General features: G+C 72.3%; 17 protein-coding genes. 6 read left to right on the top strand and 11 right to left on the bottom strand.

What is annotated here, in order from left to right; translation table 11 throughout:
- Window positions 1–13 precede the first annotated feature (13 nt).
- Window positions 14–526 carry a MarR family transcriptional regulator gene (locus tag ABZ562_RS18380; RefSeq protein ID WP_361480220.1) on the bottom strand — a complete coding sequence of 171 codons (513 nt, stop codon included), beginning with the start codon at window positions 524–526 and terminating at the stop codon, window positions 14–16.
- Window positions 527–592: 66 nt separating this feature from the next.
- Complete coding sequence (locus tag ABZ562_RS18375) at window positions 593–1,750, bottom strand: beta-propeller fold lactonase family protein (protein ID WP_361480396.1); 1,158 nt, start codon at window positions 1,748–1,750, stop codon at window positions 593–595.
- A gap of 316 nt (window positions 1,751–2,066) precedes the next feature.
- On the opposite strand from ABZ562_RS18375, the gene ABZ562_RS18370 reads away from it, so the two are divergent.
- The 4 genes from ABZ562_RS18370 (at window position 2,067) to ABZ562_RS18355 (ending at window position 7,225) form a co-directional block, all read left to right on the top strand.
- Complete coding sequence (locus ABZ562_RS18370) at window positions 2,067–2,963, top strand: Gfo/Idh/MocA family oxidoreductase (RefSeq protein WP_361480217.1); 897 nt, start codon at window positions 2,067–2,069, stop codon at window positions 2,961–2,963.
- A gap of 75 nt (window positions 2,964–3,038) precedes the next feature.
- A complete protein-coding gene (locus ABZ562_RS18365; protein ID WP_361480214.1) occupies window positions 3,039–3,782 on the top strand; it encodes a beta-phosphoglucomutase family hydrolase in 744 nt (247 codons plus the stop codon).
- Entirely contained in the window at window positions 3,779–6,124 is a 2,346-nt protein-coding gene (locus ABZ562_RS18360; RefSeq protein ID WP_361480211.1) for a glycosyl hydrolase family 65 protein, read from the top strand. The genes ABZ562_RS18365 and ABZ562_RS18360 overlap by 4 nt, the downstream gene beginning before the upstream one ends.
- Window positions 6,125–6,139: 15 nt before the next feature.
- Window positions 6,140–7,225, top strand: a complete 1,086-nt coding sequence (locus ABZ562_RS18355) for a PHP domain-containing protein (protein ID WP_361480208.1) — start codon at window positions 6,140–6,142, stop codon at window positions 7,223–7,225.
- Window positions 7,226–7,563: 338 nt separating this feature from the next.
- Here ABZ562_RS18355 and ABZ562_RS18350 read toward each other — a convergent pair whose 3' ends face one another.
- Both ABZ562_RS18350 and ABZ562_RS18345 read right to left on the bottom strand, forming a co-directional pair.
- Window positions 7,564–8,136, bottom strand: coding sequence for a YceI family protein (locus tag ABZ562_RS18350; protein WP_361480205.1), 573 nt, complete (start codon window positions 8,134–8,136; stop codon window positions 7,564–7,566).
- A gap of 125 nt (window positions 8,137–8,261) precedes the next feature.
- Entirely contained in the window at window positions 8,262–10,196 is a 1,935-nt protein-coding gene (locus ABZ562_RS18345; RefSeq protein WP_361480202.1) for a glycoside hydrolase family 97 catalytic domain-containing protein, read from the bottom strand.
- Between the two features lie 179 nt (window positions 10,197–10,375).
- Between ABZ562_RS18345 and ABZ562_RS18340 the strand changes: the two genes are divergently transcribed.
- On the top strand, window positions 10,376–10,543 hold the full coding sequence (locus tag ABZ562_RS18340) for a hypothetical protein (protein ID WP_361480199.1): 168 nt from the start codon (window positions 10,376–10,378) through the stop codon (window positions 10,541–10,543).
- Window position 10,544: 1 nt separating this feature from the next.
- Here ABZ562_RS18340 and ABZ562_RS18335 read toward each other — a convergent pair whose 3' ends face one another.
- From ABZ562_RS18335 to ABZ562_RS18320, 4 genes are all read right to left on the bottom strand, one after another.
- Window positions 10,545–11,027 carry a nuclear transport factor 2 family protein gene (locus tag ABZ562_RS18335; protein WP_361480196.1) on the bottom strand — a complete coding sequence of 161 codons (483 nt, stop codon included), beginning with the start codon at window positions 11,025–11,027 and terminating at the stop codon, window positions 10,545–10,547.
- Between the two features lie 39 nt (window positions 11,028–11,066).
- On the bottom strand, window positions 11,067–12,800 hold the full coding sequence (locus ABZ562_RS18330) for a right-handed parallel beta-helix repeat-containing protein (RefSeq protein WP_361480193.1): 1,734 nt from the start codon (window positions 12,798–12,800) through the stop codon (window positions 11,067–11,069).
- 77 nt (window positions 12,801–12,877) lie between these two features.
- Window positions 12,878–13,576: a response regulator transcription factor gene (locus ABZ562_RS18325; protein ID WP_361480190.1), complete on the bottom strand. Its 699-nt coding sequence runs from the start codon at window positions 13,574–13,576 to the stop codon at window positions 12,878–12,880.
- Window positions 13,573–14,823 (bottom strand): histidine kinase, encoded by a 1,251-nt coding sequence (locus tag ABZ562_RS18320; protein ID WP_361480187.1) that lies wholly within the window; start codon window positions 14,821–14,823, stop codon window positions 13,573–13,575. Before ABZ562_RS18320 ends, ABZ562_RS18325 begins: the two co-directional genes overlap by 4 nt.
- A gap of 217 nt (window positions 14,824–15,040) precedes the next feature.
- On the opposite strand from ABZ562_RS18320, the gene ABZ562_RS18315 reads away from it, so the two are divergent.
- A complete protein-coding gene (locus ABZ562_RS18315; RefSeq protein ID WP_361480184.1) occupies window positions 15,041–15,847 on the top strand; it encodes a CPBP family intramembrane glutamic endopeptidase in 807 nt (268 codons plus the stop codon).
- A 186-nt stretch (window positions 15,848–16,033) separates the two neighbouring features.
- Here ABZ562_RS18315 and ABZ562_RS18310 read toward each other — a convergent pair whose 3' ends face one another.
- The 3 genes from ABZ562_RS18310 to ABZ562_RS18300 form a co-directional block, all read right to left on the bottom strand.
- The gene (locus ABZ562_RS18310) at window positions 16,034–16,852 is read right to left on the bottom strand and encodes a class I SAM-dependent methyltransferase (RefSeq protein WP_361480181.1); all 819 of its coding nucleotides are present in this window, start codon (window positions 16,850–16,852) and stop codon (window positions 16,034–16,036) included.
- Window positions 16,853–17,051: 199 nt separating this feature from the next.
- Window positions 17,052–18,248 (bottom strand): globin domain-containing protein, encoded by a 1,197-nt coding sequence (locus ABZ562_RS18305; RefSeq protein ID WP_361480178.1) that lies wholly within the window; start codon window positions 18,246–18,248, stop codon window positions 17,052–17,054.
- A 126-nt stretch (window positions 18,249–18,374) separates the two neighbouring features.
- The gene (locus tag ABZ562_RS18300; protein ID WP_361480175.1) at window positions 18,375–18,824 is read right to left on the bottom strand and encodes an Rrf2 family transcriptional regulator; all 450 of its coding nucleotides are present in this window, start codon (window positions 18,822–18,824) and stop codon (window positions 18,375–18,377) included.
- Between the last annotated feature and the right edge of the window lie 20 nt (window positions 18,825–18,844).

Below are 18,844 nucleotides of genomic sequence, written 5' to 3'. Positions count from 1 at the left end.
CGCCGCGTTCCGCTCAGGAAGCGGAACCCCCCGATGGCCCGCGGGTCCGCCGCGCCCCTGTCGCCAGCCGCTGGAGGGCGGGGGCGGCGGCGCGGACGGCGGTGGCGAGTGCCTGTTCGTCCTCGGGTGGCAGGGTGGCGAGCAGTCCGGCCAGCCGGGCGGTGCGGTCGCGGCGCCGTTCGGCGAGCAGGGCGCGCCCGCCGTCGGTGACGGCCACGAGCACCACGCGTCCGTCGTGCGGATCGTCGACCCGGGTCACCAGGTCCTGCCGCTCCAGCCGCTGGATCAGCTGGGTCATCGAGGGCTGGCTGACGCCCTCGTCGGCGGCGAGTGCGGTGAGCCGGGCCGGGCCCTCGCGGTCCAGGCGGCCGAGCGTGGAGGCGGCGGTGAAGCTGATGTCCCGGGTGGCCAGATGACGCACCGCGAGAAGCGCCAGCCGCTCCAGCGCCTCCGCGACCTCCTCGCGGGCCTCGGTGACCTCGGTGTCCGGGGTTTCCGGTGAGCCGGACTGATGCGTGTACTCCACACGTACATGTGTATCACGGTCTGTACAGGCGGGCTGTACACCGGGCGCCGGGCGACTCCGCCGGGCTCAGCGGAAGATGCCGGTGTGGCCGAGGGAGTAGCGGCCCGGCTGCGGATAGACGGCGAGTCCGTGCGGGCCGCCGCCCACCGGGATCCGGGCGCGCAGCCGCCCGGTGTGGGTGTCGATCGCGTACACCTCGCCGTTGTAGCGGCCCGAGAGCCACAGCACCTTGCCGTCGGAGGACACCCCGCCCATGTCGGGGCTGGTGACGCCGGGCAGCCGCCAGCGGCCGGTGAGCTTGCCGGTCTTGAAGGACAGCAGGGAGATCGTGCCCTCGCCGCGGTTGGAGATGTAGAGGGTGCGGGAGTCCCGGCTGACGTAGAGGCCGTGGGTGCCCTTGCCGGTGGGCAGCAGCCGGGGGCGGCCGAAGGTGTCCCCGTTCAGCACCCACACCCCGTTCGCCGCCATGTCGGCGACGTACCAGGCCTTCCCGTCCGGCGAGATCTTGACGTCCTGCGGCATGGCCCCCGCGAGCGGCAGCCGCCGCTTGGCCACCACCTTCATCCGGGCCGTGTCCACCTTCAGCAGCTCGCCCGAGAACTCGCAACTGACGATGAAGTAGCGCCCGTCGGGGGAGAAGTCCGCGTGGTTGACACCGGAGCACGAAACCGGCACCGACTTCACCACCCGCATGGTGTGCGCGTCCCGGAACACCAGGGCCCGGTCCTTGGAGGCCATCACCACGGCATGCTTGCCGTCCGGGGTGAAGTAGAGGTTGTACGGATCGTGGACGTCCACCGGGCGGCCCACCCGGCCGGTCGCGGGATCGATCGGGGTGAGGCTGTTGCCGAGGTCGTTGTTGACCCACAGCGTCTTCAGATCCCACGAGGGCACCACGTGCTGCGGCTGGTGGCCGACCCGGACGGTGCGCACCACCTTGTACGTCTTGGGGTCGATCACGCTCACCGTGTCCGACAGCGTGTTGGGCACGTACACCCGCGACGGAAAGCCCTTCACCGCCCGCGACAACTCGCCCGGCCGGTCCGCCGCGTACAGGTCGTGCGGATCGAGTGGCGGCGGCATGCCCGGCAGCATACGCGCCCGGGCCGCCTTCCCGGCCGCGGACCGCGCCCCGGCCGAGTGGTGCGGCGCCGCCGACTTCCGCGGATGGGAGGCGTGCTCGGAGGAGGCACACGCCGGGACCACCCCGCAGCACAGCAGCAGCGCCGCGACCACGCGCGGTGCGACGCGGCGGGGGCCCGGGGAAGACCGTGTCGCGGGGCCCGGTGTCGTGCGGCTCGGGCGGCGAATCGGGCTGGCCACGGAGAGGTCCTCCAGCGGTGAGGGGGCGCGGCCGTGCCGGACTGCGGTGGGGCCGTCGGCCCCAGATTGTCACCGCCCCCGCCCACCGGCATCCGCCCACGTCCAAGCAGGTGAGCGGCGTACCGCCGGTGGCCGACGACGCGCCCCGGGCTGCCGCGTAGGATCGCGCCCGGCCGCGGGAGCGCCCCGCGGCGGACCGGGCGAAAGGGCGGGAACGATGCGCTTCGGACTGCTGGGCACCGGACACTGGGCGGCCGAGACCCACGGCGCGGCGCTCGCCGCGCACCCCGAGGCGGAACTCGCCGGGATCTGGGGCCGCGACCCGGCCAAGGCGGCGGCGCTGGCGGACCGCTACGGCAGCCGCGCCTACATCGACGCCGACGCGCTGATCGCCGACGTCGACGCGGTCGCCGTCGCCCTCCCGCCGGACATCCAGAGCGGCCTCGCCGAGCGTGCCGCGCTGGCCGGGCGCCATCTGCTGCTCGACAAGCCGCTGGCCTTCACCACCGCCGCCGCCGACCGGATCGTGGCGGCCGCCGAGGAGGGTTCGTCGGCCTCGGTGGTCTTCTTCACCCGGCGCTTCGCCGCGCCCGTCGCGTCGTTCCTGGACCGTGCCGCGGCGGCCGGGGGGTGGGACGGCGGCCGGGCCACCGGCTTCGGTTCCATATTCAGGTCCGGCAGCCCCTACGGCGGCTCCCCCTGGCGCCGCGAACGCGGCGGGCTGTGGGACGTCGGCCCGCACGCCCTGTCGCTGCTGCTGCCGGTGCTGGGCCCGGTGGCCGAGGTCACCGCCCTCGACGGACCGCGCGGCGCCGCGCACGTACTGCTGCGGCACCGCTCCGGCGCGGTCGGCACCCTCGCGCTCACCCTGGACGCCCGGCCCGCCGCCGTCGGCTTCGGCTGCGACTTCTACGGGGAACAGGGGACGGCCGAGGTGCCCGACCCCGGGACCACGGCGGTGGAGGCGTTCACCACGGCCGTCGACCGGCTGCTGGCCGGCGCCCGGGACGGCGTGCCCGACCCCTGCGACGTGCGGTTCGGCCGCGAGGTGGTCGCCGTGCTGGAGGCCGCCGACCGCTCCCGCCGCGAGGGCCGCACCGCCGTACCGCGCTGAGGCCTTCCCCGCGACCGCCGCCGGTCGCCGAAGACCGCGCCGCATATTCCGGCGGACGCTGGGGAACCGGGAGCCATGACCAAGCTCTGCCTGCCGGCGGGCATCCGGGCCTGCCTGTTCGACCTCGACGGAGTACTGACCCGGACCGCCGTGGTGCACGCGGCGGCGTGGAAGCAGATGTTCGACGAGTTCCTGCGACGCCGCGGCGGCCCCTCCTTCCGCCCCTTCGACAAGACCACCGACTACGACGAGTACGTCGACGGCCGCCCGCGCGCCGACGGCGTACGCACCTTCCTGGCCTCCCGGGACATCGACCTCCCCGAGGGCAGCGCGGACGACCCGCCCGACAAGGACACCGTCCAGGGGCTCGGCAACCGGAAGAACATCCTCGTCCTGGAGAAGATCCGGGAGGACGGCGTCGAGGCGTACCCCGGATCGGTGCGCTTCGCCGAGGCCGTGCGCGCCGCCGGGCTGCGCACCGCGGTCGTCTCCTCCAGCGCCAACTGCCGTGACGTGCTGGTCGCCGCCGGCATCGAGCACCTCTTCGAGGTGCGGATCGACGGCGTGGTCGCCGCCGAGCGGGGGCTCCCGGGCAAGCCGAACCCGGACACCTTCCTGGAGGCCGGCCGGGAACTGGGTGCCGCGCCCGCCGAGGCGGCCGTCTTCGAGGACGCCCTGGCGGGCATGGAGGCGGGCCGCGCGGGCCGCTTCGGCTACGTCGTCGGAGTGGACCGGGCCGGCCAGGCCGGCGCGCTGCGCGAACACGGTGCCGACATCGTCGTCAAGGATCTCGCCGAGCTGCTGGAGGGCCCCCCGTGATCACCGATTCCTCGTACGCCGTCGATCCCTGGCAGCTGCGCGAGACCGCGCTCCGCCTCGATCTGCTGCCGCAGAGCGAGTCCGTGTTCGCGCTCTCCAACGGCCACGTCGGCTGGCGCGCCAACCTCGACGAGGGCGAGCCGCACGGACTGCCCGGCTCCTACCTCAACGGTGTGCACGAGCTGCGCCCGCTGCCGTACGCGGAGGCCGGATACGGCTACCCCGAAGCCGGCCAGACCATGATCAACGTCACCAACGGCAAGGTCATCCGGCTGCTGGTGGACGACGAGCCCTTCGACCTGCGCTACGGGCGGCTCCGCTCCCACGAGCGCGTGCTCGACCTGCGGGCCGGCCTGCTGCACCGCACCTGCGAATGGACCTCCCCCTCGGGAACCAGCGTGCGCGTCCGCTCGACCCGGCTGGTCTCCCTCACCCAGCGGTCCATCGCCGCGATCGCCTACGAGGTCGAGGCGCTGGACGCCGAAATCCGTGTCGTCGTCCAGTCCGAACTGGTCGCCAACGAGCAGCTGCCGGAGCGCGGCGGGGATCCCCGGGTCGCCTCCGCGCTGGAGAGCCCGCTGGAGCCGGAGGAGCACGCCGCCGTCGACAAGCGGCTGCGGCTGATCCACTGCACCAAGGCCAGCCGGCTGCGGGTCGGAGCCGCCGCCGATCACCTGATCACCGGGCCGCCGCCCACCCGTCACGCCAGCGAGAGCGCCGACGACGTCGCCCGCCTCACCGTCACCTCCGTCCTCAAACCGGGCGAGACGCTACGGCTGGACAAGCTGGTGGCCTACGGCTGGTCCGGCACCCGCTCCCTGCCCGCCGTACGCGACCAGGTCGAGGCGGCGCTCGCCGGAGCCGCCTCCACCGGGTGGGAGGGCCTGGTCGAACAGCAGCGCGCCTGGCTGGAGGACTTCTGGGCCCGCGCCGACGTCGAGGTCGAGGGCGACGCCGAGATCCAGCAGGCCGTACGGTTCGGCATCTTCCACGTCCTGCAGGCCGGCGCGCGCGCCGAGGAACGCGCCATCCCCGCCAAGGGCCTCACCGGCTCCGGCTACGACGGGCACTCCTTCTGGGACGCCGACACCTTCGTCCTGCAACTGCTGACCTACACCTTCCCCGAGGCGGTCGCCCAGGCGCTGCGCTGGCGCCAGTCCACCCTGCCCGCCGCCCGGGAGCGGGCGCGTCAGCTGGGCCACGAAGGGGCCGCGTTCCCCTGGCGCACCATCGACGGCTCCGAGTGCTCCGCCTACTGGCCGGCCGGCACGGCCGCCTTCCACATCAACGCCGATGTGGCCGACGCGGTGGTGCGCTACGTCGCCGCCACCGGCGACGAGGAGTTCGAACGCGAGACCGGGGTGGAGATCCTGGTGGAGACCGCCAGGCTGTGGCGCTCCCTGGGCCACCACGACCACCACGGCCGCTTCCACATCGACGGGGTGACCGGCCCGGACGAGTACAGCGCCATCGCGGACGACAACGTCTACACCAACCTCATGGCCCAGTCGAACCTGCGCGCCGCGGCGGACGTCGTGGAGCGCCACCCGGACAAGGGCTCGGTGCTGGGCGCCGACGACGAGGAGGCCGCGACCTGGCGGGACGCGGCCGAGGCCATGACCGTCCCGTACAACAAGACGCTGGGCGTCCATGAGCAGTCCGCCGACTTCACCGACCACCAGGAGTGGGACTTCCAGAACACCCACCCCAGCCAGTACCCCCTCATGCTCCACTTCCCCTACTTCGACCTGTACCGCAAACAGGTGGTCAAACAGGCGGACCTGGTGCTGGCCATGTATCTGCGCGGCGAGTGCTTCACCGACGAGGAGAAGGCCCGCAACTTCGCCTACTACGAGCATCTGACCGTCCGGGACTCCTCCCTGTCCGCCTGCGCCCAGGCGGTGATGGCCGCCGAGGTCGGCCATCTGCGCCTCGCCTACGACTATCTGGGCGAGGCGGCCCTGATGGACCTGCGGGACCTGGAGCACAACACCCGCGACGGCCTGCACATCGCCTCACTGGCGGGCACCTGGATGGCGCTGGTCGCCGGGTTCGGCGGGATGCGGTACCGCGAGGGCAGCCTGTGCTTCTCGCCCAAGCTGCCGGAGAAGCTGGCCCGGCTGGCCTTCAGCGTGCAGGTGCTGGGACGGCGGCTGCGGGTGGAGATCACCGACCTCACCGCCACCTACGCCCTGGTCGAGGGCGCCCCGCTGGAGATCCAGCACTACGGCCGGCCCATCACCGTCTCCGACAAGTCGCCCCAGACCTGCGACATGCCCGAGCAGACCGCCCGGCCCGAGCCCCGGCAGCCCCCGGGCCGCCGCCCGGACCGGCGCGCCTGAGGCACCGCGAGGACAATGGAGGGCGTGGTGGACCCGCTGACGGCTCTGGACCGGATCGCGTTCCTGCTGGAGCGCGAGCAGGCACCCACGTACCGTGTGCGCGCCTTCCGTACCGCGCAGGCGGTGCTCGCCGGGCTGCCGGCGGAAGAGGTGGAGCGACGGGTGGCGGCGGGCACCCTCGCCTCGCTCAAGGGCCTCGGCCCCAAGACCTCACAGGTGGTCAAGGAGGCGCTGAGGGGGGAGGTGCCCGGCTATCTGCGGAAGCTGGAAGCCCCTCCCGGGGAGGGGGATCCCGGGGAGCGCGGGACCGAGGCCGCCGCGGGCGAGCTGCGGGCCGCGCTGCGCGGCGACTGCCATCTGCATTCGGACTGGTCCGACGGCGGTTCCCCGATCGAGCTGATGGCCCGTACGGCCGCCCGGCTGGGGCATGACTGGGCGGTGCTGACGGACCATTCCCCACGGCTGACCGTCGCCCGGGGGCTCTCGGCGGACCGGCTGCGCGAGCAGCTGGACGTGGTGGCGGCGCTCAACGAGACGCTGGCGCCCTTCCGGCTGCTGACCGGGATCGAGGTCGACATCCTGGCCGACGGCTCGCTGGACCAGGAGCCCGGACTGCTGGACCAGCTGGACGTGGTGGTGGCCTCCGTCCACTCCAAGCTGCGGATGGACGCCCGCCCGATGACCCGCCGGATGGTGACCGCGGTCGGCGATCCGCGCGTCGATGTGCTGGGGCACTGCACGGGGCGGCTGCTGGGCGGCAAGCGGCCCGAGTCCGCGTTCGACGCCGCCGAGGTCTTCGCGGCCTGCGCGGAGTCGGGCACCGCCGTGGAGATCAACTGCAGACCGGAGCGGCTGGACCCGCCGCGGCGGCTGCTGCGGGAGGCGGTCCGGGCGGGGACGTTCTTCTCGGTCGACACCGACGCCCACGCGCCCGGTCAGCTCGACTGGCAGATCAACGGATGCACCCGGGCGGTGGAATGCGGCGTGCCGAAGGAGCGGGTCATCAACACCTGGACGGCCCGGCAGCTGGGGGAGTGGACGCGCACCCGCAGGCCCCCCGGGCCGTTAGGCCCTGTCCGGCGGATCTTCGCGGGCCCGTGACGCCTGGCGCGGCACCTCGCCGCGTTGTCGGGATCGCCCGAGTACGACCCGGTACGAGGGCGACCCTCCGCCTTGTGATGCTCCCCCAGCTACCGCTGGGAGGTGCCCCCTGCGCCAGGCGTCGCGGACTGATCCACGAAGATCCGCCGGACAGCACACCTAGTGCCGCGTCAGTCAAGGTTTGCCCGGTAGCGAGGCGTCCTGGTGCGGTCAGATGCAAGGCGCCGGATCGGCCTCGTAGCGGGCCTACTCGGGCGATTCGGCAACGCCGCAGATGGCCGTGCCAGGGCGGTGAGCGGGGTGAACCTTGGCTGACGCGGCACTAGCGTCTCCGTTGCTCAGGAACGCGTGCCCGAGGGGTCGAGCACGGCCTCGACGTCGACGGTGATGTCGACCATGTCGCTCACCACGACACCGCCCCGGTCCACCGTGTCGTTCCAGGACACCCCGAAGTCATGCCGGTTGACCCGGCCCGTGGCCAGGAAGCCCGCCCGCTGCCTCGGCCCCAGGTCCCGGTCGCCCTCCCACCAGGGCGTGCCCCACTGCCCCAGATAGGCCACGTGCAGCGGCACCCGGCGGGTGACACCGCGCACGGTGAGATCGCCCGTGACCTCGAACTCGGTTTCGCTCAGCTGGGTGACGCCCGTGCTGGTGAACGTCCACGTCGGATGGTGCGCGACGTCGAAGAAGTCCGCGCTGCGCAGATGGGCGTCCCGCTGCGGCTGCCCCGTGTACACCTGGGTCGCGTCGATGGTCGCCTCGATCCGGGCGTCCTCCGGCTTGTCGGGGTCCACCTCGATCGACCCCTGAATATTTTTGAACTGCCCACGCACGTACGTGACCATCATGTGCCTGGCCTTGAATTCGGCGGCCGTGTGGCCGGGCTCGAAGAACCATCTGGTGATCGACATATCCGCTTCCTGACGTGTGATCCGCTCGGTCGCCCTGGAACGATCATGCGTCAGACGCGCGGGATCCGCCGCTCCGCGCCCGCGCCGGATCCGGCGCGGGCGCGGTCATGTGCGTCAATGCGCGGTCAGGACCGGTCGCAGCTGGTGAGGCCGGGCCGCCAGCGGCAGGCGATCGCGGCGAATCCGCCGTCCTTCACCACCGGGACGGACACGGTGTCCCCGCCGCGCACCACCCGTGGCTCGCGCACCAGGCCGTCCGCTCCGTCGAGGACGAGGTCGACCAGCCACTTCCCCCCGCCCAGCCGCAGCGGCACGGCGGCGGTGTGCGCGGCGCCGGTGAAGGTGCCGCCGATGAACCAGCGCCCGCCCTTCGCCCGCGCGAGCACCGCGCTCTCCCCGGGCCGTCCCGCCAGCAGCCGGGTGTCGTCCCAGGAGGCGGGGATCTGCTCCAGGAAGCGACGGGCCCGCGGACGGGCGTCGTACGACTCCGGGGTGCCCGCCAGGTTCTGGATCCCCGATTCGTACAGCACCGACAGGCCCAGCTCACCGGCGTCCGAGGCCGCGTTGGGGCGCTCGGCGCGCTGGAAGGCGCCCGGGGTGAAGTCCATCGAGCCGATGACATTGCGGGTGAAGGGGAGCGTGGCCAGGTGCTGCGCGGTGTTCACCCGCTTCTCCTCGCCGTTGACCCCCTCCATCGACATCACCTGCGGCCAGGTGCGCTGAATGCCCTTGGGGATGGTCGAGCCGTGGAAGTTGACGAGCAGATGGTGGGCCGCGGTGGCCGGAAGGATCTCGTCGTACCAGCGCAGCGTCTCCTGGGACTCGGAATCCATGAAGTCGATCTTCACCCCCTTCACGCCCCACTTCTCCAGGGTCGGCAGCCACTGCTCGCGCTCCTCCGCGGTGTCCAGGTCCCGGTGGTGGATCCAGACCTGGATGCCGACGTGCCGCTCCCGGGCGTACCGGACCAGCTCCGGGATCCAGCTGTCGCGCTGCCAGTCGGGGTCGGTGACGTCCCACTGCTCCGGGTCGAAGTACCAGCCCGCGTCCACCACCACATACGGCCAGCCGCGCTGCGCCGCGTAGTCCACGTACCCCTTCTGCATCGACAGGCTCTGCCCGGCCGGGCGCCCGCCCGCCAGCCAGGTCCACAGCGCGGGCCCCGGCCGGATCCACGAGGTGTCGGCGACCTTCGACGCCGGAGCCAGATCGTCGGTGAAGGTGGACTCGGTGACGGTCGCCAGATCGCCCACGACCATCGCGCGCCACGGGGTGCGATACGCACCGTCGGACTCGACCCGCTGGTCCCACAGCCCGACGCGGTAGGTCGTGCTGCCCTCCTCGTGCACCAGGCGGGCGGCGGAGTAGCGGCCGGTCAGGTCCGACTCTGCGATCAGGGTGTAGACGCCGCCCGTCTCGAACAGGGCCTGCGCCATGTACTCGCCGGTGGGCGCGGTCGCCGCAGTGTACTGATTGAACAGGTTCTCGTTGTCCTTGCGGTACGTGCCGAGCCACGCGTCCGCGTCCGCGGGCAGCGTGAACGCCGAGGTCTCGCCCAGCACATCGCCGCTGCCGGACGGCAGGACGTAGCGATAGGCGACCCCGTCGCGGGACACCCGCACCAGCACGTCCAGCCGGGCGCCGCCGCTGCCCCGGAACCGGAAGCGCGCCTCGGTCATGCGGTAGGCGCGCGAGCGCTCCTTGCCGACCGTGGACCGGTACCGCCCGGCCACCGTACGGTCGCTGCGGCCCAGGAACCTCAGCCCGCGCGACAGGTCCGCCCGCTCGGTGACGATGCCCACGGGCGAGGGCTCGACCACCGTACGACCGCCTCGGGACACCTGAAGCGTCAGCGCGCCCGAGGCCCGGTCGAGCCGTAACCGGGCGAGCGGACCGGAGTCCGCGGCTGAGGATGCCCCGTTCGGCAGGGGACCGCTCACCGTCCACGCGGAGTCCTTCGCCTGCCCCTTCGCGCGCGCCGGGCCCGTGACGAACAACGTCATGGCCAGTGCGCCGCAGAGGAGAAGGACCAGGGTGGAGCGTCTGACAGATCTCTCCATATGTGCCTCCCGAGGCGGACACGTTACCGATTCATCCGACAACTGGGGAGGGCTGAGGCCGAACAATGGCCCATCAACGCCTCGCTCGCCTCTCATAGGTCCGATCTGTCCGTCGCATGGGATCCTGATACCCCGACCAATGACCCGGCAGGGAGCCCGGCGAGAGAGGGACATCGACGATGAGCGAGACAGACCCCCGGCAGCCCTCGGTCCCCGCCCCCGCCGAACCGGAGGGCGGGGACGCCGCCTGCTGGCTGGACCGCGTCTGCGCCGCGTGCGGCGCCCTCCAGGACACCACTCCTTTCGAGCGCTGCTGGCGCTGCGGCGCGGAAGCGGAGGACCGCTGACTCACGTCCGCTCCGAGCCCCCGAGCCGCTCCGTGTCCCCGCCGAAGGCCAGATGCGTGGTCCGCGAGGCCAGCAGCCACCGCCCCTCCACCCGGCGGAACGCGTCCTCGTAGTGCCCCACGTTGACCGGCGGCCGCGACGGGATGATGCCGCCGCGATAGCCGTCGACCCGGTACGTCGCGAAATACGACGTCGCACCGGCCGTGGTCGCGGAGTCCATCGTGACCAGGACGTTCGAACACACCCGACGCGACAGCCGATCCGCCGGCCGCGACGCGAAATACTCCCGCAGCGCGTCCCGCCCCCGCACCAGCCGATCCCCGGCGGGCCACTCCCACGTCCCGTCGGCGGTGAACAGCTCCGCCACCGTGCCCGGTTCCCCCAGATCGAGCCGCCACAGGAACTCCACGATCAGCCGCTCACAAGCCCGCTCGGCGAGCAGCCGCTCCATCGGATCGAGGATGTCGCTCTCCGTCTCCGTCATCTCCTCACGGTACGAGGCGCCACCGGCGAACGGCAGCGATTAACGCGGGCCCTCGATCGCACCGATGTCGGGGGCGCCGTGGTAGAGCGGAGTGCCCCGGTAGTCGCGGCCGCCGTTGCCGGGCGTGGGGGCGCCTGCGTCGATCAGAGGGGAGCTTGGCCGGGGAGCGAAGGCCAGGCCGGTGCGCAGCCGCGGGCCGCTGGTGGGGGTGCCGTACGGGCCGGACACGTCCGGATCGACGAACAGCGGGTCGCCGGTGCGGGCGTGTGCGTCGGTGGCGGGCACCGGCAGCGGGGCGCCGCCGTAGAAGTTGCGGTCGTAGGTGATGGTCGGGCTGGCCGTCAGGGTCGCGTCGGCGACCGCCGAGGAGAACGCGTTGTCGTGCAGGTCGTAGCGGGCGTTCAGCGAGGAGCCGTAGCCGTAGACGAGGTACGTGCTCGCCGGGTTGTGCACGGTGTTGTTGTAGACCTCGGCCGACGCCGCCTTGTCCGAGTGCAGATACAGCGGATAGCGCGAGTTCCCGTTCAGGACGTTGTACCGCACCACGACGTCGCCGAAGGCGAACTGGCAGAGCAGGATCCCGTCGCCGTTGTCGTGGACGAAGTTGTACTGGATGACCACCCGCGTGGTGCCCTTGTCCGCGTCGATGCCGTTGGAGTCCGCGCCCCCGGCCTTCCGCTCCGTCCGGTACACCTCGTTGCGCTGGATCACCACGTCGTCCGCGTAGTACGCCTCGATGCCCGACGTCCCCGCCTGGTCGACCACGTTGCGGTCGACCACCGCGCCGCGCACGTTGGTCAGATACATCGCGTTGCAGCCGTAGGCGGTGCCGCCCTGGGAGATGTGGTTGTTCCGGATGGTGATGTCCGTGTGCGGGGTGAACGTGGTGTCGGACGCCGAGGTCCGGGTGCCCCAGCCCGTCGGCCGGGCGACCGGGTCGCCGTCCGCGTCCTTCAGATCGCCGGTGTACTGCTTCACGACGATGCCCGCGAACGAGGTGTCGCGCACCGTGGAGTTCTGCACCCGCACGTCGTGCAGCACGGTCGGGGCGGCGGGCGGCGCGGTGATGTCGGGGACCGTGGTGTCGAAGACGATGCCGCCGGTCTTCTTCGACCGGTCCCATCCGGTCTTGAAGCGCACCCCCGGGGCGTTGCCCGCGGTGTCGCCGCTGATCCAGTTCACCTCGCCGGTGACGTCGTGGACATCGACCCCGTCGATCACGAAGTGGTCCAGCTGCCGTGAGTCGTCCCCCGACACATGGATGCCGCGCAGATCGCGCAGATTCTCCCCGGGTGTCTCCGTGGCGGGCAGCGCGTTGCTGACATCGAGGTCACGGATCTCCCAGTACTCCTGGTTGAACAGCCGCACCGCGTCATCGACCGTGCCCTCCCCGCGGATGCGGGGCTTGGGCCCGGGACCGTAACGCCCGATCGTGATGGGGCGGTTCTTCTCGCCCGAGCCCTTCGGCCACAGCCGGCCCTTCCAGGACCCGCCACCCTTCAGCAGGACGCGGTCACCGGGCCGGAACGTCGTCCGGCCGATGCGCTCCAGGCTGCGCCACGCCGCCCGGACGCTGGTGCCGGACGCGCCGTCGTTCCCGGAGCGGGAGTCGACGTAGTAGGTGGTGCCCGAGGCCCGCCCGGAGGCGACGGGGGCGGAGGCGGACGCGGGGGCGGGGAGCACCGTGAGCGTGGCGGCGGCGCCGAGGGCGGCGGCCGTGAGCAGGCCGAGTGGCCGTCGGCCGGGTCTGACGGAGCGTCGTCCAGAGGTCATCACGCAATAGAAAGCGCTGTCACCAGTGGTGTCAAGGTGCCTGTCGCACAAGCGACTTGATGATTGAAACCGCTTTCTCACCTTCGTGGCGCGAGCCCCGCCTCGAAGGCCAGGATCACCGCCTGGGTCCGGTTCCCGGCGCCCAGCTTGGTCAGCACATGGCCCACATGCGTCTTGACGGTCTCCAGACTCACCGTCAGCGCCCCCGCGATCTGCTGGTTCGTCAGCCCCTCCGCCATCAGCTGAAGGATCTCCGCCTCCCGCCGGGTGAGCGCCGCCACCCGCTCCGCGGCCTCCCGCCGCACCGGGCGTCCGGTGGCCAGACGGGCGACGGCTTCGGGGAAGAGGACCGAATCCCCGCTGGCCACCAGCCGGATGGCATGGGCGATCTGCTGAACCGGGGCCCGCTTGCGGATGAACCCGCTGGCCCCGGCCTCCAGGGCGTCGTAGACGTACTCGTCGTTCTCGAAGGTGGTGATCACGATGACCTTCGGCGGCTCCGCCGACGCGGCCCGCAGCCGCCGCGTGGCCTCGATGCCGTTCACGGTGGGCATCCGCACGTCCATCAGCACCACATCGGGCCGCGACGCGTCCACCAGCGGCAGCACCTCGGACCCGTCGGCGGCCTCGCCGACCACGGTGAGATCGAGCTTCGCGGACAGCAGGGTCCGCAGTCCGGTGCGGGTGAGTTCCTCGTCGTCCACGATGAGCACGCGCACCGTACGGCCGGCAGTCGTGGCCCCGTCCGGCGCCCCACCGGCGTCCGCGGTGGTCATCGCCCGGCCCCCAGCGGCAGTCGCGCCACCAGCCGCCACCGGGCGCCCCCGCCCCCGGGGCCGTCCACCGGCCCGGCGGACACCTCGCCGTTCAGCAGCCGTACCCGGTCGGCGATCCCGGCCAGCCCCTGACGCGGCCGCCCGCCCCGGCGGAAGCGCGCCCCGCCGCCCACCGGGTTGACGAGTTCCACCTCCAGCAGGCCCTCGCGGGCGGCTACCCGCAGCGTGATCCCCGCCCCGGCGCCGTGCCGCAGTGCGTTGGTCAGCCCCTCCTGGACGATGCGGTACGCCTCGCGCGACACGGTCGCCGGGACGCGGTCCAGGGCGCCCTCGGTCGTCATCTCCAGTACTGCGCCCGCCCGGCGCACCGACTCCGCGAGCGTGCCGAGGTCGGCGAGGGTGCGCGCGGGAGCGGTGGGCGCGTGCTGTTCCCGCAGGACGCCGAGGACATGGTCGAGGTCGTCCATCGCCGCGCGGGCCGTCTCCTCGATGGTGTTCAGGGCGCGCCGGGCCGCCGCCGGGTCACGCTCCAGCAGTTCGCTCGCCACCGCCGCCTGGATGGTGGAGGCGGTCAGCGTATGCCCGATGGAGTCGTGCAGCTCCCGCGCCAGCCGGTTGCGCCCGGCCAGCAGGCGCGCCCGCTCCTCGGCGGCGGCCGCCCGCTCGGCGGGCCGGTGGTCGAGGAGGACCGGAGCCAGCAGCCGGAGCCCCGCGGCGGCGGCCGCGGTCACGTACGCGGCCAGCAGCAGACACAGGGCGGTGACGACGGGGCACCACGCTCCCGCCACGCCCGCCCGCACGGTGACGTGGCCCCCGAGGACGTCGACCCGGCCCCCGCCGTCCAGCCATACGGCCGGGAAGATGACGGCGGCGAAGCCAAGCGCCCCGGTCACCGTCGTCGCCGCCACGCCCACCGCCGCGTGCGGCACCAGCCAGGCCGCCGTCCGCGCCCGGTTGGCCCACCGGGACCGGGGCGACGCGGCGGCCGGGGCGGGCAGTTCGGTGCCGAGCCACCGATTGGCCAGCGTGACGCATCCGCGGCGCGCCGCGCGCGGACCGCCCATGACGGCGATCACCGCGACGAGCGCGAGCGTGAAGCCCGCGATACGGCCGGGCAGCGGCCACCCGGGCGGCGCCGACACCACCGCCACCACCAGCGGCGGCACGCTCAGTGCCGCTCCGAGAAACGCGTAAGCCCAACTCCGATACGTGGCGCCATCGAAAAGCGGGCGCATCAGTGTGCGCATGGCCCGAACGCTACCGGCGGCCCGGAGCGCACCGCCTCCCCCGAAAGAGCCAGCCGCCCTCGCGATGCCGGGGGACGGGGAATTCGCTCTCGGCAGCGATGCGTCCGCACGCCGCCGGACGGCAGCCTGATCCAGCGTTCTCCCGCGGCTTTCCGCACCCACCCGTCATGACTCACGAAAGGCATGCGCGTTGATGTCATCGAAAACCAGAGGGATCGTGGCGTACCTCGCCCTGTCCTTCGCCGGAACCTGGCTGTGGCTGTTCGTGGCGTACGGAGTCATGGGACTGTCCGCACTGAATCCGCTGCTGCAGCTTCCGGCCTTCTGCGTCCCCGGCATCGCGGCGTTCGTCGTACGGCGCTGGGTCACCCGGGAGGGATTCGCCGACGCGGGGCTCCGGCTCCGGCTGAAGACGTCCTGGCGCTACTACCTCCTGGCCTGGTTCGGCCCGTTGGTGATCGCCGCCGTGACCGTGGCGCTCGCGGCCGCGCTGGGCGTGTGGCGCCCGGACCTCAGCCCGCTGGACGAGATCGCGGACGGTGTCCCGGGCTGGGCGGCGGTACTCGGCCTGACGCTCGCGATGCCGCTCCTCACCCCGCTGTACTGGGGTGAGGAGTTCGGCTGGACCAGCTATCTCCGGCCGCGGCTCTTCGGCGGAAGAACGGCGCCATCGATGATCGTCACCGGGCTCATCTGGGCGTCCTGGCACTTTCCGCTGGCCTTCATCGGCTATGTCGAATTCCCGCATCTCTTGCTGGGGCTGCTGGTGTGGACCCTCAGCTTCCAGTGTCAGGAAGTCATTCTCGCCTGGCTCTTCATACGCAGCGGCACGATATGGACCGCGAGCCTGGCCCACGCGGGAAACAACATGGTGCTCTTCCTGCTCACCGGCCAGCTGCTCGACAGCGGGGACGACGGTCTCGGCACGGTCGCCGTGACCGCGCTGACCACGATCCCCCTGGCGGGGATCAGTCTGTGGATCGCCCGGCGTCCCCTTCGCCCGGTGGCGCTCTCCATGAGCTAGTGCCGCGTCAGCCAAGGTTCACCCCGCTCGCCGCGCTGGCACGGCCATCTGCGGCGTTGCCGAATCGACCGAGTAGGCCCGCCCCCAGACTCCGTCCGGGAGGTGCCCCCGCGAGCCCGATCCGGCGCCTTGCGTCTGACCGCACCAGGACGCCTCGCTACCGGGCAAACCTTGACTGACGCGGCACTAGAAGCGGTAGCGCAGAATGCGGCCCACGTCCTTGAAACCGGGCAGACGCGCCATCACCTTCATGCTCATCCTGCCCGCGGTGGGCATCGCCTCCATCCCCGGCATGTCGACGCTGCGCACCGAGTCCATCAGCGTCAGCCCGTCGTGCCAGCCCTCGACCTCACGCGGATCATCCAGTCCCCAGTGCAGCGTCGCGCCCGCGTTGCGCACCGCCGGAACCATCTTCTGGAGCCGGATGCCCAGCGATCCGTAGACGTCGAAGAGCAGCTGACCGCCGGGGAACCGGTCGGTGATCCGCTGGATGAGGCGCTTGCCCTCCTCCTTGTGCAGATACATCGTCAGGCCCTCGAAGACGGCCACGGTCGGCCGGTCGTCGGGCACCTCGCGCAGCCACGCCTCCTCGGTCACCGAGGAGGCGATCATCTCGTAGGCGCCCGAAGGCCGCGGGAGCAGCTGCTCGCGCAGCTCGATGACGTCGGGGTAGTCGACGTCCAGCCAGCGCACCGACGACGGCGGGTCGAGCCGGTGGACCCGGGTGTCCAGCCCGCACGCCAGGTGCAGCACGGTCGCCTTCTGGTGCTCGGCCAGGAACGCGGCGGTCCAGTCGTCGAGCTGTTTGGCCCGCAGTGCGATGCCGACCGCGGTGGTCTCCGTCATGCCCGTCTTGGCGAAGTCGTAGGCGACGCGGTCCACCGCCTCCTGGGCCGTGTGGTCGCCCAGGACGGAGTGCGGTGAGCGGCTGTCCACCGCCCGGCCGTACAGCGTGGCGAGCATCGTCTCCTGGGTACCGCTGAGAGTGATCTTTTCGCGATCCATGGTTCCTCGGTCGGGTGCGGGGATACCGGCGGCCATGTCCGGCATTCATCCGGGATGGGCGGAATCCGTGCTGCGTACCGTCCCACGAGTACCCGGACCGGGGCGACCGCACCCTGGGCCATTCGTGTCCTTCACGCCGCGATCCGGGGCCCGGCGGCCGCCGCGGACGGCCGGAAAGCGGCGGTCGGGTGAGCCGGGGTCAGTCCTGGGCGAGCCACAGGTCGGGGCCGAAGACCTCGTAGTGGATGGCCGACGGCCGCACACCGCGCTCCAGCAGCTGGGCCCGCACCGACCGCATGAACCCCAGCGGCCCGCAGAGATAGGCATGGACGCCGTCGGGGATCTCGACGCCCGACAGGTCCACCCGGCCGGTGGCCTCGGCCGGCCAGCCGTCCCCCGGCCGCTCGTACCAGATGTGCGCGGAGCCCTGGGCGAGCTTGGTGACCAGCCGCTCCTGGTCGGCGCGCAGCGCGTGGTCGGCGGGGGAGCGGTCGGCGTGGACCGCGATGACCGGGGCCTGATGCCCCCGGTCGACCAGGTCCTCCAGCATGGCGACGATCGGTGTGCAGCCGATACCGGCCGACGCCAGCAGCAGGGGTGCGTCCGTGGCGTCGAGCACGAGGTCGCCGTACGGGGCGGACACGCTGATCACATCGCCCGCCCGGAGGTGCTCGTGCAGATGACCCGAGACCTCTCCGTCCGGCCCCGTGCCGCCGCGCACATGCTTGACGGTGATGGAGCGCACCGACGCACCGGGCGGGTTGGTCAGGCTGTACTGACGGATCTGGCGCGCCCCGTCGGCCAGTTCGACCTGGACCGAGACGTACTGGCCGGCTTTGAAGGCCGGTGCCGGGCGGCCGTCCGCGGGCCGCAGCCGGAAGGTGACGACGTCCGCGGTCTCCTGGACCCGCTCGGTCACCTCCCACGGCCGCCAGGTCCCGCCCGCCAGCACGCCCTGCTCGGCGTACAGCCGCCGCTCGATCTCGATGAGGGCATTGGCCATCAGCCAGTAGACCTCGTCCCAGGCGGCCGCCACGTCCTCGGTGACCGCGTCGCCGAGCACTTCCGCGATCGCGGCCGACAGGTGGCGGTGCACCAGCGGGTACTGAGCGGGGCTCACCCCGAGCGAGGCGTGCTTGTGCGCGATCCGGGTCAGCATCGCGTCGGGGCGGACGTCGGGGTGCTCCACCAGCGCGGTGGCGAACGCGGCGACGGCGCCGGCGAGGGCCTGCCGCTGGATTCCGGCGGCCTGGTTCCCCCGGTTGAACATGTGCCGCAGCAGCTCCGGGTGGGCCTCGAAGAGCTTCCGGTAGAACAGGTCGGTGATGGACTCGATGGCCGCGCCGACGGCGGGCAGCGTGGCGCGGACGGTGTCAGCGGACTTCTGGGAGAGCATCACCGGCTCCTAAGTGGTACGTGAGATTCGTATTCAACGGCGCGAAGAAACCCGGCGCGGCGAGCGTCGGCACACGGGCGGGGGAGGGTCTGGCGGGGGAGGGCCGGCTCGGCGTCCCCGGCGGGTTCACCGGTCCGTCCCGGGGCCCCGCCCGACCAGTCCGAGCAGGACGGGCCCGGTGGGGGAGTCGACCAGATCGGTGACCGTCAGCGGGTCGAGCGAGGAGAAGAACGCCTCCTGCGCCTGCCGCAGCGCCATCCGCAGCCGGCAGCCCTGCCGGAGCGGGCACGGGGTGTCGCCCTCGCAGTCGACCACCTCGGCGGGTCCTTCGAGCTCCCGGACCAGTTGGCCGACCGACGCGGTGCGGCCGGTCCCGGTGAGCACCAGCCCGCCGCCGCGGCCCCGTCGCGTCTCGATGAGGCCGAGGTGCTGCAGCCGGGCGGCCACCTTCGCCAAGTGGCTGTACGGCACCCGCATCTCCCCGGCGATCTGCCGCGCGGTGCACGGCTCGGCCCCGGTGACCGCCAGTCGCATGATGGCGCGGAGGGCCAGGTCGGTCGATTTCGTCAGCCGCATGACACCAGATTAGATAATAC

The sequence above is a fragment of the Streptomyces sp. NPDC019937 genome (genome assembly GCF_040631655.1).
In the GTDB taxonomy this organism is placed as follows: Bacteria; Actinomycetota; Actinomycetes; order Streptomycetales; family Streptomycetaceae; genus Streptomyces.
The sequence above is the reverse complement of the archived record's forward strand: the minus strand, read 5'-3'. Positions and strand labels throughout refer to the sequence as shown.

What these genes read in the sequence shown, in the direction of transcription:
- ABZ562_RS18340 (WP_361480199.1), top strand. Translation starts at nt 10,376, where the DNA reads ATGAGCGAGACAGACCCCCGGCAGCCCTCGGTCCCCGCCCCCGCCGAA.
- ABZ562_RS18345 (WP_361480202.1), bottom strand. Translation starts at nt 10,196, where the DNA reads ATGGAGAGATCTGTCAGACGCTCCACCCTGGTCCTTCTCCTCTGCGGC.
- ABZ562_RS18325 (WP_361480190.1), bottom strand. Translation starts at nt 13,576, where the DNA reads ATGACCACCGCGGACGCCGGTGGGGCGCCGGACGGGGCCACGACTGCC.
- ABZ562_RS18350 (WP_361480205.1), bottom strand. Translation starts at nt 8,136, where the DNA reads ATGTCGATCACCAGATGGTTCTTCGAGCCCGGCCACACGGCCGCCGAA.
- ABZ562_RS18330 (WP_361480193.1), bottom strand. Translation starts at nt 12,800, where the DNA reads ATGACCTCTGGACGACGCTCCGTCAGACCCGGCCGACGGCCACTCGGC.
- ABZ562_RS18355 (WP_361480208.1), top strand. Translation starts at nt 6,140, where the DNA reads ATGGAGGGCGTGGTGGACCCGCTGACGGCTCTGGACCGGATCGCGTTC.
- ABZ562_RS18300 (WP_361480175.1), bottom strand. Translation starts at nt 18,824, where the DNA reads ATGCGGCTGACGAAATCGACCGACCTGGCCCTCCGCGCCATCATGCGA.
- ABZ562_RS18365 (WP_361480214.1), top strand. Translation starts at nt 3,039, where the DNA reads ATGACCAAGCTCTGCCTGCCGGCGGGCATCCGGGCCTGCCTGTTCGAC.
- ABZ562_RS18310 (WP_361480181.1), bottom strand. Translation starts at nt 16,852, where the DNA reads ATGGATCGCGAAAAGATCACTCTCAGCGGTACCCAGGAGACGATGCTC.
- ABZ562_RS18320 (WP_361480187.1), bottom strand. Translation starts at nt 14,823, where the DNA reads ATGCGCACACTGATGCGCCCGCTTTTCGATGGCGCCACGTATCGGAGT.
- ABZ562_RS18305 (WP_361480178.1), bottom strand. Translation starts at nt 18,248, where the DNA reads ATGCTCTCCCAGAAGTCCGCTGACACCGTCCGCGCCACGCTGCCCGCC.
- ABZ562_RS18335 (WP_361480196.1), bottom strand. Translation starts at nt 11,027, where the DNA reads ATGACGGAGACGGAGAGCGACATCCTCGATCCGATGGAGCGGCTGCTC.
- ABZ562_RS18370 (WP_361480217.1), top strand. Translation starts at nt 2,067, where the DNA reads ATGCGCTTCGGACTGCTGGGCACCGGACACTGGGCGGCCGAGACCCAC.